We start from the raw sequence: 13,457 nt of genomic DNA, 5'->3' as shown, positions 1-13,457 counted from the left end.
ACACCAGCACCTGGACGGACACGACTTCAAACGGTCCGTCAAAGTATAAAGGGTGTTGTAGATCATGCTGCTTGCGTCCACTATGTGGTTCCCGGACAACAACCGTTGGTTGCTGTGCCTGGAACACCGAACCATTGCCCCCTTGTCCAGGGGCGGGTTCACATTTTTACCGCACTGCCCGGTACCCCTCTTTTTTGGGGGTGGTTCCGGGGGAGTGTTGTAACCATTGTTTTCCCCTCCCGCCTTTGGTGGGTGCGGGTAGAAGGGTTACGGCGGTCATAGCGTGGGGGAAACGCCCGGTCCCATTCCGAACCCGGAAGCTAAGACCCACAGCGCCGATGGTACTGCATCCGGGAGGATGTGGGAGAGTAGGTCACCGCCGGACAATATTTGAAGAGGTTGAGCCCGTACCAGTGTTGGTACGGGCTCTCCTTGTTTAAGCGCCGGGTGCGTCCGGGGAGGTCGAACGCGGCGGGCCGGCGTCGTGCTCCATGCCTGGACCGAGACGTTGTCCGGGGGCCGTGGTGTCGAGACTCACTCGCTTACCTGGCTCGAATGGGCGAGCAGAATCGGCGCCAGGCAGCGCACTGCACTAGAATTACCCAGAGGCGTGATCGTCTCCCATAACTTTTACATCTTCATTACAGGTACATAGTGACGAGCGACTGCAGTAATTCCGTTGGTCGGCTCACGACGAGAGGAACTCAGCAGCATGTCAGAGCAAAATAACAGGGATCAGCGGGGCAGCGACGCAAACAACGCAGCCCGCAACAGCAGCTCGTCGGACCGCCGCGATGACCGCGGACGCCCCGCCACTAATGACCGTAACGCCCCCAAGCGCTTTGAAGACCGCAAGCCGTCGTTCGGCGGCCGTCCCGCACGAGACGGCGAACGTAAGTCGTTCGGCGACCGCGGAGCAGCCGGTAAGCCGTCGTATTCGAAGGATCGCAAGCCGTCCTTCGGCGATCGTCCCGCTCGGGACGGCGATGATCGCCGTCCCGCACGCGACGGTGAGCGTAAGCCGTTCTCTGCGCGCAGCGGTGAGCGTAAGCCGTTTGGCGACCGCGGCGACCGCAAGCCCTCATTCGGTGGTGACGATCGTCGTCCTGCCCGCGACGCCGAAGGCCGGCCCCCCTTCAACAACCGTTCAGACCGGAATGACCGTGCCAGCCGGGGGAGCGATGACCGTCGTCCGCCGCGTGATGGTGAGCGGAAGCCGTTTGGTGATCGTGGAGATCGTAAGCCGTTCTCGCGCGATGATCGTCCGCAGCGTGATTCTCGTCCGCCGCGTGATGGTGAGCGGAAGCCTTTCGGTGACCGCGGTGACCGCAAGCCGTCGTTCGGCGGCGATGACCGCCGTCCCGCACGTGACGGTGAGCGGAAGCCTTTCTCACGTGATTCCCGTCCGCCGCGTGATGGCGAGCGGAAGCCGTTTGGTGATCGTGGGGATCGTAAGCCGTTCTCGCGCGATGATCGTCCGCAGCGTGATTCCCGTCCGCCGCGTGACGGTGAGCGGAAGCCTTTCGGTGACCGCGGCGATCGTCCGCAGCGTGACAGCCGTCCTCCCCGCGACGGTGAGCGTCGATCCTTTGGCGATCGCAGTCAGTCCGCTGAGCGTAAGCCCTTCGGTGACCGTGGAGACCGCAAGCCGTCGTTCGGCGGCGATGACCGCCGTCCGCCGCGTGACGGTGAGCGCAAGTCCTTTGGTGATCGTGGGGATCGTAAGCCGTTCTCGCGCGATGATCGTCCGCAGCGTGATTCCCGTCCGCCGCGTGACGGTGAGCGCAAGTCCTTCGGCGACCGCCCGTCACACGGTTCCGACCGTCCGTCGTTCCGTCGTGATGACGCTCCGGCGGCAGCTCGTCCCCGTAACGCCAAGGACCTGCGCAGCGCCAACCGGCCCGACCGTGAACGTTCACCGGAAATCGATGAGGACGTTACCGGGCAGGAGCTGGACAAGGTCACCCGCGCCCAGCTGCGCAACTTGGAGGAAGTAAACAGCGAGTGGGTTGCCAAGCACCTGGTGATGGCCGGTCGCTTGATCGATGACGAGCCTGAGCTGGCTTTCCAGCACGCACTGGCCGCCAGCCGACGCGGCGGACGCATGGCAGTGGTCCGCGAAGCCGTTGGCCTGACCGCCTATGCAGCCGAGCACTTCGGGGAAGCACTGCGCGAGTTCCGCACCTACCGCCGGATCAGCGGTTCGAATGCCTACCTGCCGATGATGGCCGACTGCGAACGCGGTCTGGGCCACCCGGAAAAGGCGCTGGACATGGCCCGGTCCGAAGACGCCAAGGACCTGGACACCGCCGGCCAGGTGGAGCTCGCCATCGTCGTTTCCGGCGCCCGGATGGACATGGGCCAGTTCGATGCAGCTGTTGCCGCACTGGAGATCCCGCAGCTGGACCGTAACCGGGCCTTCTCCTACAGCCCGCGGCTGTTCCGCGCCTACGCGGACGCCCTGGAAGTTGCCGGCCGCACCGAAGAAGCGGAAAACTGGCGCAAGCAGGCCCTGCGGGCTGACGAAGCCCTGGGCTTCGGCGACTTTGCAGAGCCGGAAATCTTCGACCTGGTACCTGAGGAAGAAGAACGCCCGAAGCGCCGTTCGGAGGACCGCGAGGACCGCTCCGGCGCCTACTTTGCACCGGCCGAAGAAGCCCCGAAGGACAACCTTGAGCCCTCCGACGAGGACATCGACGCGCTGCCCAGCGACGAGCAGGAAAACCTGCTCGCGGAGGACAGCGACGTCAATGACGACGGCGAGGCCGTGGAAGTCGTAGTCTCGGACTTCAATTACGACGACGACGACGAGGAAACCCCTCGTGAAGACGCCGAAGAGACGGAGCAGCAGCGCACTGATGGCTAATCCTTCACTGGTCTCCGGTTACGACGCGGTCTTTTCCGACCTGGACGGCGTTGTCTACGCCGGACCGCACGCTATTCCGGGGGCCGTGGAGGCCCTCGGCAGGCTGGCCGACGTATCGGTCCAGCTTGCCTACATCACTAACAACGCATCACGCTCCTCGGAAACTGTTGCGGCCCACCTGCGCGAACTCGGAGCACCCGCCACCGCGGAAAATGTGTTCGGGTCCGCGCAGGCGGGCGCGGAGCTGCTGGCGACCAAGGTTGCCCCGGGAAGTAAGGTCCTGGTCACCGGCAGCGCGACCCTGGCCGCCGCCGTCGACGCCGTGGGCATGGTGCGCGTTGCCTCCGCCGATGACGCTCCCGACGCCGTCATTCAGGGGTTCGATCCCTCCTTGGGATGGGCCGACCTGGCCGAGGCAGCCTTCGCTGTTGAACGCGGAGCAGTCTGGGTTGCCACGAACACGGACCTGTCCATTCCGCAGGCTCGCGGCATTGCACCCGGCAACGGAACACTGGTGGCCGCCGTCGGTGCCGCCACGGGACGGGTTCCCTTTGTTGCCGGCAAACCCGAAGCGCCGCTGTTTACGACGGCGGCACGCCACTTGGGTGTTCATCGCCCGCTGGTGGTGGGGGACCGGCTGGACACGGACATCCTGGGCGGCACCAACGCCGGTTTTGATACCGCGCTGGTACTCACCGGCGTCGACACCCCGCTGACGGCGCTGGCCGCACGGACGCCGGAGCGGCCGGTGTACCTCATTGAGAACCTTGAAGCATTGTTTGAACCGTATCCGGCACCCGTCCTCGAGGGCGGGCAGTACCGCTGCGGCAAAGCTGCAGCCCGGATGGAGGACACCGCTCTAGTGATTGCAGGCGATTCCTCGGACCTGGACAGCTGGCGCGCAGGCTGTGCCGCCTGGTGGGCCGCCTTCCCTGATGTGGATTCTGCCCGGGCACCCGAGATCCGCTGGACTGTCACCGCCCGCGGCTAGGCTTCCAAGAGAAGCTCCGTTCACCATTTACGCATTCATCGTCAATGCATCCAGCATGCAACAGCAGGAGGAAGACCGATGCCTGAATCCCAGCCGTCAACGCCATGGCCGCAGTCACCGGTCTCCACGGACGACGAGGCCGTCGATTCCCTGCTCGACGCCCTCGGTCCGCTGCCTGCCCAGCCGGTGGCCGCTCACGCAGCGGTCTACAGGGAACTGCATGATGCCCTGCTCACTGAGCTGAACACCGAGCCCGCGGCACCCTCCCCGGCAGCCGCTCCAAAGGCGCCGCCGGCTCCCGGGAACCATCTCGGGACAGCAGACTAGTCATGCCCAGACTCGACCAGGAACTCGTCACCCGAGGACTCGCCCGCTCCCGCACCCAGGCCGCCAAGCTGATTGCCGCAGGGCGGGTACTGCGCGCAGGGAAGCCCGCCGTCAAACCGTCTGCACCGGTGGACGCCGGCGAACGCCTGGTTGTGCTCGACGACGGACTGCCGGACTATGTCAGCCGCGCCGGGCACAAGCTGGCGGGCGCCCTGGCTGCCTTCCCTGCCGTGCAGCCGCATGGACTGCGCTGCCTCGACGCCGGTGCTTCCACCGGAGGCTTCACCGACGTCCTGCTTCGCTCCGGCGCCGCACACGTGGCCGCCGTCGACGTCGGGCACGGACAGCTGGTGGAACCGCTTCGGCAGGACCCCCGGGTCAGTGTCTACGAGGGCATGAATGTCCGTTACCTCGACCCGGCGGACATCGGGGGAACCGTTGACCTGACGGTGGCGGATCTGTCGTTCATCTCCCTGACAATGGTCGTTGGACCGTTGGCGGCCGCCACCCGTCCCGGGGGAAGCCTGCTGCTGATGGTGAAGCCCCAGTTCGAGGTGGGGCGTGAGAGGCTGGACCGAACGGGGGTGGTCACCGATCCGCTCCAGCACCGCTCGGCTGTGACGTCCGTGGCGGCGGCAGCGCTCGGTGCGGGGCTGGAAATCGCAGGCATTGCGCCAAGCCCGCTTCCCGGCCAGAACGGCAATGTGGAGTTCTTTATGTGGCTGCAGGTTCCCCTGCAGCACTCCGCCTCCACAGCCGACCAAACCGCGCGAAGCGAACAAGGCCCCGGCCCGTCGCCGGCCGATGCGGCCGCCGAACTGGTAGCTACGGCGTTTGCCGGGTTTGCGGAGCGGAAGCCCGCCGTAGAAGACTGACGGATGGGCATGCCGCAGGCATTCACCCGTAGGACGAAGAGGATGAAGACGGACATGAGCAGACGCATACTGGTTTTGGCCCACACCGGGCGGCGGGCCGCCATGACCGCTGCCCAGGAAGCCTGCACCCAGCTTCATTCCTCCGGACTCATTCCGGTGATGCGGCGCAGGGACCTTGAAGACATCCAGGCCGAATACGGAGTACTCACCGCCCCCACCGAAATCCTCGACGAGGATGTCGCACTGGACGACGTCGACCTGGGCATGGTGCTCGGCGGCGACGGGACCATCCTGCGCGCCGCGGAACTGGTCCGCGGAACCAGCGTGCCCCTGCTGGGCGTAAACCTGGGACACGTAGGCTTCCTGGCCGAGAGTGAACGTGCCGACCTCGCCCAGACCGTCCACTGGGTCGTGGAACGCGCCTACACGGTTGAAGAACGCATGACCATTGACGTCAAGGTCTGGCTCGGCGGAGAACTCATCTCCCGCACGTGGGCGCTGAACGAGGCAGCAGTGGAAAAGGCCGACCGCCAGCGGATGCTCGAGGTGGTCATTGAAGTAGACGCCCGCCCCATCAGTTCCTTCGGATGCGACGGTGTCGTGCTGGCCACGCCCACCGGCTCCACCGCCTACGCCTTCTCCGCCGGCGGACCGGTGGTCTGGCCCGAGGTCGAGGCTCTGTTGCTGGCACCCATCAGCGCACACGCCCTGTTCGCCAAGCCGCTGGTGGTGTCGCCGGCGTCCGTGCTGGCGGTGGAGATCCTGACCCGTACCGACGCTGCCGGAGTGCTCTGGTGCGACGGCCGGCGCAGCATCGACCTGCCCCCGGGCTCCCGCGTGGAGGTGACCCGGTCCAAGACACCGGTCCGCCTGGCGCGCACCCATCTGACCCCGTTCTCGGAGCGGCTCGTCCGCAAGTTCCAGCTGCCCACCCACGGATGGCGCGGACCAGCCCCGGTACCCGCCGCCGGGACCCAGCTCAGCCCTGCAGCAGACGGCGACACAGCACCTGGCCGGCGGGCAGCCAGGGACGCAGCAGTTTCGGACAGCGGAGGCATTGTCGAATGATTGAGGAAATCCGGATCCGGGACCTCGGTGTCATCACCGACGCCACCCTGGACCTAGGCCCAGGGTTTACTGTGGTGACCGGTGAGACCGGTGCCGGCAAGACCATGGTCATCACCGCGCTGGGACTGCTCCTGGGTGCACGTTCCGACGCCGGCGCCGTCCGCATCGGTGCCAAGTCCGCCGTCGCCGAGGCCCTCGTGCACGTGGATCCGCAGAGCCCTGCGGCGGTCCGCGCGGCCGAGGCGGGAGCCGAACTCGAGGAGTACGACGGCGCCGCCGAACTGACGCTGGTACGTACCGTCAACGCGGACGGCCGCAGCCGTGCACACGTGGGCGGACGGTCGGCTCCGGTGGGTGTGCTGGCGGAAGTGGGTGAACACCTGGTGGTAGTCCACGGGCAGACCGACCAGCTGCGCCTGAAGAGTGCCGCAGCGCAGCGGGAGGCACTGGACAAGTACGCCGGTTCCCCGCTTGCCGCCGAACTCGGCACCTACCGCGAGGACTACGCCCGCTGGCGGGCCGCCGCGAAGGAACTCGCCGACCTGCGGGACCAGGCCCGGGACCGGCTGCGCGAAGCCGAATACCTGACTGCCGCGCTGGAGGAAATCGAAGCGGTGGATCCGCAGCCGGGAGAGGACGATTCCCTCAAGGCAGAGGCCATGCGCCTGAGCAACCTCGAGGAACTGCGCACAGCTGCAGTGAGCGCCCATGCGGCTCTCATCGCGGACGATTTTGCTGACGGCGGGGACGCCACGTCGCTGGTGGACGCAGCCAAGCGGCAGCTGGAATCCGCAGGGGAGCATGATCCGGCGCTGGCTGCCTCCGGGCAGCGGCTGGCCGAGGTGGGCTACATCCTGGCCGACATCGCCACCGAGCTGGCCAGCTACGGAGCTTCACTGGACTCCGAGGGACCGGAACGGCTGGCCGAGGTGGAGTCCCGTCGGGCGGAACTGGCAGGCCTGGTCCGTAAATACGCCCCCTCGATCGACGGGGTCCTGGAGTGGAGCGGCGAAAGCGCCAAACGCCTCGCCGAACTCAGCTCCGACGATTCCCGGATCGAAGCCCTGGAGGCCGAGATCGATGCCCTCGACGAACGTCTGGCGACCCGCGGAGCGGCCCTGACCAAACTGCGGACCGAGGCTGCCGCGGAACTCGCGCAGCGGGTCAGCGACGAACTCACTGCGCTGGCAATGAAGGACGCCAACCTGGTCATCGAGGTGGAACCCACGGGGGAGCCGGGACCGCACGGTGCCGACAGCATTTCCTTCCTGCTCGCACCGCATCCCGGCGCCCCGGCCCGCCCGCTGGGCAAGGGTGCCTCCGGCGGTGAACTTTCCCGCGTTATGCTGGCGATCGAAGTGGTCCTGGCCGCGGTGGATCCGGTCCCCACCTTCATCTTCGACGAAGTGGACGCGGGCGTCGGCGGCAAGGCAGCCGTCGAAATCGGCCGCCGGCTGGCCATGCTCGCGAAGCATGTGCAGGTGATCGTCGTGACCCACCTTCCGCAGGTGGCCGCATTCGCCGACCACCACATCCGCGTGATCAAAACCTCCACGGCAGCCGACGACGGTTCGGGCGTCACCGCCAGCGACGTCCGGGTGCTGGGCCAGGAGGAGCGGATCAAGGAACTCGCCCGGATGCTTGCCGGGCAGGAGGACTCGGCGTCGGCCCGCGCCCACGCCGAGGAACTGTTGGATTCAGCGGGACATCTTCAGTGAAGTCCCGACGGAAACAAGACACAGGTCAAACCCGAAACGACAAAAGGTGATAGGCTCGAACTCCGTGGTGCAGCGATCAAATTCCAGGTTTCCCAAGTCGTCTTCTACGACCAAACACATCTTCGTCACCGGTGGCGTGGCGTCCTCACTTGGCAAGGGACTGACAGCGTCAAGTCTCGGCCATCTGTTGAGGTCGCGCGGCATAGCGGTGACCATGCAGAAGCTCGATCCGTATTTGAATGTGGATCCGGGCACAATGAACCCCTTCCAGCACGGCGAAGTCTTCGTGACCGACGACGGCGCCGAGACTGACCTCGACATCGGACACTACGAGCGGTTCCTTGATGAGAGCCTCGACGGCTCCGCCAACGTAACCACCGGCCAGGTGTACTCCACGGTTATCGCCAAGGAACGCCGCGGCGAATACCTCGGCGACACGGTCCAGGTCATTCCTCACATCACCGACGAGATCAAGCGCCGGATGCGCCTGCCCTCCGAGGCGAAGAAGACCCCCGACGTCATCATCACCGAAATCGGCGGCACGGTAGGCGACATCGAGTCCCAGCCGTTCCTCGAAGCGGCGCGCCAGGTCCGCCAGGACATCGGCCGCAGCAACGTCTTCTTCCTGCATGTTTCCCTCGTGCCGTACATCGGCCCGTCCCAGGAACTGAAGACCAAGCCGACGCAGCACTCCGTGGCCGCCCTGCGGTCCATCGGCATCCAGCCGGACGCCATCGTCATCCGTTCCGACCGCCCGGTGCCCGATGCCATGCGCAACAAGATCGGCCGCATGTGCGACGTCGATGTTGATGCCGTCATCGGCTGCCCGGATGCCCCGAGCATCTACGACATCCCCAAGACGCTTCACTCCCAGGGCCTGGACGCGTACATCGTCCAGCACCTGGACCTGAAGTTCAAGGACGTCAACTGGACCAAGTGGGACCGCCTGCTTGAATCCGTGCACAATCCGAAGCACCACGTAGACATCGCCCTCGTGGGCAAGTACGTGGATCTGCCGGACGCCTACCTGTCGGTTACCGAAGCCCTGCGTGCCGGCGGCTTCGCCAACAAAGCCAAGGTCAACATCCGCTGGGTACCCTCGGATGACTGTGATACCCCCGAAGGCGCAGCCAAGGCCCTGGCCGGGGTGGACGCGATCTGCGTTCCCGGCGGCTTCGGCATCCGCGGCCTCGAGGGCAAGCTCGGCGCCCTGACCTACGCCCGGGAGAACAAGCTTCCGACGCTGGGCCTGTGCCTTGGCCTGCAGTGCATGGTCATTGAATACGCCCGCAACGTGGTGGGGCTGGAAGGCGCTTCCTCCTCCGAGTTCGAACCGGATACCCAGTACCCGGTTATCGCCACTATGGCCGAGCAGAAGGACATTGTCGCCGGCGGCGGCGACATGGGAGGCACCATGCGCCTTGGCCTGTGGGACGCGAAGCTGGAACCGGAATCCGTGGTCGCCAAGACCTACGGCAAGACGGAGGTGGCCGAGCGCCACCGCCACCGCTACGAGGTCAACAACCAGTACCGCGACCAGATTGCCGACGCCGGCCTGGTGTTCTCCGGAACCACCACCGACGGCGGACTGGTTGAGTTCGTCGAGCTTCCGGCCGACGTCCACCCGTACTACGTCTCCACGCAGGCACACCCGGAGCTCAGCTCCCGTCCGACGCGGCCGCACCCGCTGTTCGCCGGACTCATCAAGGCTGCCCTGGCCCACCAGAGCGGCAAGGCCTAGCCATGGCACCGGGGTTCGCCGACGAACAAAGCCCGCGCCCGCTGCTGGAATCGGAAACGGTTTACAGCGGTCCGGTGTGGGACGTGGTCAAGGAGAAGTTCCTCCTGACCGACGACGGCGAACCCCTGGTCCGTGACTACGTCGCCCACCCCGGCGCCGTGGCCATCCTGGCCATGAACGACGCCGGGCAGGTGCTGCTGATCAACCAGTACCGGCACCCGGTGCGGATGACCCTGTGGGAAATCCCGGCCGGGCTGCTGGACGTGGAGGGTGAAGACTTCCAGGTCGGCGCCGCCCGCGAACTGGCCGAGGAAGCAGACCTTGAAGCCGCCGAGTGGCAGGTCCTCACCGACCTGTTCCTCTCACCCGGCTCCTCCCGGGAAGCCCTGCGCATCTACCTGGCCCGCGGCATCTCCCAGGTTCCGGAGGCGCACCGGCACACCCGTACCCACGAGGAAGCCGAAATCACCACCGCATGGGTGGATTTGGATGAGGCCGTGCAGGCAGCACTGCAGGGACGCATGCACAGCCCTTCCGCGGTGGCCGCCGTCCTGGCTGCCGCCGTCGCCCGCGGCAACGGGTACCGCGACCTGCGGCCCGCCGACGCACCGTGGCCCGAACACCACTCGCAGCACTCCTCCTGGGCCAACGGCCCCGTGCGCTAGGAACCACAATGCCCAGCGCTGATGCTGATGCCAGCTCTACGAACAACGACACCGTTGCCATTAACCTGCGCGGGTCCCTGAATCCCACCCTCAAACTGGACCTGGAATCGGAAGAAGCACGGCGGCTGCGGGACGCAGACCTGGCCGAGCTGGACCGGACCGGTTCCATGCAGCCCCAGCTTCAGGTCGCACCGGCAGCGGAACCCGGGATCGACGCCGAGCGAAACTCCGCGCCGCCCCGCCAATCCAAAGCTGCACCCAAGCCGGCTACCCAGGCACGCTCACGTGCCGCCACGATGATTTCGGCAGCCGAGGAACTGCGTTCCACGCCCGCGGGACGGGCCATCGGCAGCTACCTGCAGCACATGGCCGTTGAACGCGGCCTGGCGGTCAACACCCTCGACGCCTACCGCCGGGACCTGCTGCGGTACGCCCGTTTCCTGAGTGCCCGGGGCGTAGAGGACATTTCACGCATTTCCCGCCACGACGTCACGGCGTTCGCCCAGTCGATTTCCGAAGGCTCCGACGGTGCCTCCGCACTGAGCGTGCGCTCGGCTGCCCGCACCATCGTGGCGGTGCGCGGACTCCACCGGTTCTGGGCGCTCGAAGGCATGACCGCCGCCGATCCGGCGTCGGACGTACACCCGCCCATGCCGGGCAAGCGCCTGCCGAAGGCGATCAGCGTCAACGAGGTCACCCGCATCCTGGAGGCTGTCAGCCTCGATACGCCCTCCGGGCTGCGGGACCGTGCCCTGCTGGAGTTCCTGTACTCCACCGGAGCGCGCATCAGCGAGGCCGTGGGCCTGGACGTCGATGACCTGTCCCTGGAGCGTATTCCGGCCAAGGGGCCGGATGTGGTGCGGCTGTTCGGCAAAGGGTCCAAGGAACGGCTGGTTCCGCTGGGATCCTACGCTGCCCGTGCCCTGGACGAATACCTGGTGCGCGGCCGCCCGGCGGCCTCTGCCAAGGGCAAGGGCACACCTGCCCTGTTCCTGAACGCGCGCGGCGGACGGCTGTCCCGGCAAAGCGCCTGGACCATCCTGAAGAACGCCGCCGAGAAGGCGGATATCGGCCGGGATGTTTCTCCGCACACCCTGCGGCATTCGTTCGCCACGCACCTGCTCGAAGGCGGCGCGGATGTCCGTGTGGTCCAGGAACTGCTCGGCCACGCCTCGGTGACCACCACGCAGGTCTACACGCTGGTGACGGCGGAAACCCTGCGCGAGGTTTACGCCGCAGCCCACCCGCGGGCGTTGTAGTGCAGTTCCGTGCCTCGCCGGTTGTGCTGTGCTTCCTCTTCCGGGAGACGCCGGACGGCGGGCAGGTCCTGATGGGATTGAAAAAGACCGGCTTCGGCCTCGGCCGGGTCGTAACCCTGGGCGGCCATATCGAAGCCGGCGAAACCCCGGAGCAGGCCGCAGTGCGCGAGGTGGAGGAAGAGTCCGGCGTCATCGTCGCGGAAAACGATCTCACGCGTGCCGGAACCATCGAGTGGATCTTCCCGGCGCAGCCCGGGCTGGACATGTCCACCGTGCTGTTCCGTGCACACCGCTGGTCCGGCGAACCGACGGAGTCAGACGAGATCCTTCCGGCCTGGTATCCCGCCGGGGAAATGCCCTACGCCAAGATGTGGCCCGACTCGGCCCTCTGGATGCCCCGCCTTCTGGCAGGCGACTATTTCAACGCTGTCATCACTATTGCTGCCGACAACGTCAACGTTTCGAGTGTCGTCTTCTCTTAGCCGGGTCTATAACACCGCCCCGAAAAGGCAACGGACCCGGAATGGGCAGCCCGGGAGACGGGATCTAGATAAGGCGCCGGGGGAGGATCAGAGAATCCCGGCGCGGCGAGGCTCGGGAGGCATAGTTGGACCAACCGGGCCCCCATAAGGCGCCCTGGGAGAGGCGCAGGGGACCCCGGATAAGGCGGCTTTAATATTCCCTGCGAGCTCTGCGAGCGGGGAATTTCGTTGGCCGCCGTCCCGGGGCCCCCGATGGTGCCCCCGGCGCCAGTCCCGGGCCCCGACGGGCCCGGGACTGGCGCCGGGAGTAGGCCCGGGAAAGCGAAACCTACGGCAGGTGCCGCTCCTCCGCACCGTTGTACTCGCTCAGCGGCCGGATCAGGGAGTTGGCTTCGAGCTGCTCCATGATGTGCGCCGTCCACCCGGTGATCCGCGCGGCCACGAACAGCGGCGTGAACGTGAGCGTGTCGAAGCCCATCAGGTGGTAGACCGGACCGGCCGGGTAGTCCAGGTTCGGCAGGATGTTCTTGCGCTCACCCATGGCCGATTCCAGTGCCGTGTACAGCTCGCCCATGTCCGGACGGTCGTAGTACTTGACCATGTTGTCCAGGGCGGACTTCATGGTCGGCACCCGGGAGTCGCCGTTCTTGTAGACCCGGTGGCCGAAGCCCATGATCTTCTTCTTCTCCGCCAGCGCCTCGTCCAGCCAGGCGGCAGCGTGGGCGGCGACGTCGCCGTCGGCCGCGCTCTCGGTGATCTCCGCGAACGTGTGCATGACTGCTTCGTTCGCGCCGCCGTGCAGCGGGCCCTTGAGCGCACCGATGGCACCGGTCACGGCCGAGTGCAGGTCCGACAGCGTGGAGGTGATGACGCGGGCGGTGAAGGTGGACGCGTTGAAGGAGTGCTCCGCGTACAGGATCATCGAGACGTTGAAGGCCTCCACCACCTCGGGGGCGGCTTCCTCGCCGAAAGTCATCCAGAGGAAGTTCGCCGAGTAGTCCAAGTCGTCGCGCGGTTCCACGACGTCCTCGCCGCGGCGGCGGCGCTGGTCGTAGGCGACGACGGCGGGCATGCCAGCGAAGAGGCTGACGGCCTTGTCCATGTTGGCCTGGACGGAGGAATCCCCGGCCTGCTCATGGGATGCGCCGAGCACGGATGCCGCGGTACGGCAGACGTCCATCGGGTGGCAGGTCACGGGCAGCGCGTCAATGACGGCCTTCAGCTCGGGGGTCAGGGCGCGCTGGCTGCGTTCCCCTTCAGTGAACTCCGCCAGCTGCGCTTCGGTGGGGAGCTCGCCGTTCCACAGCAGGTAGGCCACCTCTTCGAAACTGCACCGGGCGGCGAGTTCCTGGACGGGATAGCCGCGGTACAGCAGGGAATTGGTCTCCGGGTTGACCTTGGAAACGCGGGTGGTGTCTACGAGTACCCCCGCCAGGCCCTTGTGGATCTGGGTGTCTGTCATTGG

The 13,457-nt window shown here is 66.4% G+C and carries 11 protein-coding genes and 1 rRNA gene; 11 read left to right on the top strand and 1 reads right to left on the bottom strand.

The annotated features are described in order from the left end of the window. Positions 1-268: 268 nt before the first annotated feature. The 11 genes from rrf to NNX38_RS11750 all read left to right on the top strand — a co-directional run bounded on the left by rrf (position 269) and on the right by NNX38_RS11750 (position 11,992). Positions 269-385 (top strand): 5S ribosomal RNA (gene rrf, locus NNX38_RS11800). Positions 386-712: 327 nt separating this feature from the next. Next, positions 713-2,866 carry a hypothetical protein gene (locus NNX38_RS11795; RefSeq protein ID WP_255798155.1) on the top strand — a complete coding sequence of 718 codons (2,154 nt, stop codon included), beginning with the start codon at positions 713-715 and terminating at the stop codon, positions 2,864-2,866. Further along, the gene (locus tag NNX38_RS11790) at positions 2,859-3,857 is read left to right on the top strand and encodes an HAD-IIA family hydrolase (RefSeq protein WP_255798154.1); all 999 of its coding nucleotides are present in this window, start codon (positions 2,859-2,861) and stop codon (positions 3,855-3,857) included. The genes NNX38_RS11795 and NNX38_RS11790 overlap by 8 nt, the downstream gene beginning before the upstream one ends. A 78-nt stretch (positions 3,858-3,935) precedes the next feature. Next, entirely contained in the window at positions 3,936-4,184 is a 249-nt protein-coding gene (locus tag NNX38_RS11785; protein WP_255798153.1) for a hypothetical protein, read from the top strand. 2 nt (positions 4,185-4,186) lie between these two features. Further along, entirely contained in the window at positions 4,187-5,059 is an 873-nt protein-coding gene (locus NNX38_RS11780; RefSeq protein WP_255798152.1) for a TlyA family RNA methyltransferase, read from the top strand. Between the two features lie 54 nt (positions 5,060-5,113). Next, positions 5,114-6,127 (top strand): NAD kinase, encoded by a 1,014-nt coding sequence (locus NNX38_RS11775; RefSeq protein ID WP_255798151.1) that lies wholly within the window; start codon positions 5,114-5,116, stop codon positions 6,125-6,127. Further along, positions 6,124-7,845 carry a DNA repair protein RecN gene (recN, locus tag NNX38_RS11770; RefSeq protein WP_255798150.1) on the top strand — a complete coding sequence of 574 codons (1,722 nt, stop codon included), beginning with the start codon at positions 6,124-6,126 and terminating at the stop codon, positions 7,843-7,845. The genes NNX38_RS11775 and recN overlap by 4 nt, the downstream gene beginning before the upstream one ends. A gap of 46 nt (positions 7,846-7,891) precedes the next feature. After that, a complete protein-coding gene (locus NNX38_RS11765) occupies positions 7,892-9,586 on the top strand; it encodes a CTP synthase (protein ID WP_308219818.1) in 1,695 nt (564 codons plus the stop codon). A gap of 2 nt (positions 9,587-9,588) precedes the next feature. Continuing rightward, the gene (locus NNX38_RS11760; RefSeq protein ID WP_255798149.1) at positions 9,589-10,251 is read left to right on the top strand and encodes an NUDIX hydrolase; all 663 of its coding nucleotides are present in this window, start codon (positions 9,589-9,591) and stop codon (positions 10,249-10,251) included. A gap of 296 nt (positions 10,252-10,547) precedes the next feature. Next, a complete protein-coding gene (xerD, locus tag NNX38_RS11755; RefSeq protein WP_227922815.1) occupies positions 10,548-11,510 on the top strand; it encodes a site-specific tyrosine recombinase XerD in 963 nt (320 codons plus the stop codon). After that, the gene (locus NNX38_RS11750) at positions 11,510-11,992 is read left to right on the top strand and encodes an 8-oxo-dGTP diphosphatase (protein WP_255798148.1); all 483 of its coding nucleotides are present in this window, start codon (positions 11,510-11,512) and stop codon (positions 11,990-11,992) included. Before xerD ends, NNX38_RS11750 begins: the two co-directional genes overlap by 1 nt. A gap of 328 nt (positions 11,993-12,320) precedes the next feature. Here NNX38_RS11750 and NNX38_RS11745 read toward each other — a convergent pair whose 3' ends face one another. Continuing rightward, positions 12,321-13,454: a bifunctional 2-methylcitrate synthase/citrate synthase gene (locus tag NNX38_RS11745; RefSeq protein ID WP_255798147.1), complete on the bottom strand. Its 1,134-nt coding sequence runs from the start codon at positions 13,452-13,454 to the stop codon at positions 12,321-12,323. Positions 13,455-13,457 lie beyond the last annotated feature (3 nt).

The sequence above is a fragment of the Arthrobacter sp. zg-Y238 genome, from assembly GCF_024385525.1.
Classification (GTDB): Bacteria; Actinomycetota; Actinomycetes; order Actinomycetales; family Micrococcaceae; genus Arthrobacter_B; species Arthrobacter_B jinronghuae.
Note: the sequence above shows the minus strand (reverse complement) of the source record. Positions and strands in the feature narration are given on the sequence as shown.

Bases quoted from the DNA above. Each gene is read 5' to 3' on its own strand.
- NNX38_RS11760 (WP_255798149.1), top strand. From the start codon at position 9,589: ATGGCACCGGGGTTCGCCGACGAACAAAGCCCGCGCCCGCTGCTGGAA.
- NNX38_RS11780 (WP_255798152.1), top strand. From the start codon at position 4,187: ATGCCCAGACTCGACCAGGAACTCGTCACCCGAGGACTCGCCCGCTCC.
- NNX38_RS11795 (WP_255798155.1), top strand. From the start codon at position 713: ATGTCAGAGCAAAATAACAGGGATCAGCGGGGCAGCGACGCAAACAAC.
- NNX38_RS11745 (WP_255798147.1), bottom strand. From the start codon at position 13,454: ATGACAGACACCCAGATCCACAAGGGCCTGGCGGGGGTACTCGTAGAC.
- recN (WP_255798150.1), top strand. From the start codon at position 6,124: ATGATTGAGGAAATCCGGATCCGGGACCTCGGTGTCATCACCGACGCC.
- NNX38_RS11775 (WP_255798151.1), top strand. From the start codon at position 5,114: ATGAGCAGACGCATACTGGTTTTGGCCCACACCGGGCGGCGGGCCGCC.
- NNX38_RS11790 (WP_255798154.1), top strand. From the start codon at position 2,859: ATGGCTAATCCTTCACTGGTCTCCGGTTACGACGCGGTCTTTTCCGAC.
- NNX38_RS11785 (WP_255798153.1), top strand. From the start codon at position 3,936: ATGCCTGAATCCCAGCCGTCAACGCCATGGCCGCAGTCACCGGTCTCC.
- xerD (WP_227922815.1), top strand. From the start codon at position 10,548: ATGATTTCGGCAGCCGAGGAACTGCGTTCCACGCCCGCGGGACGGGCC.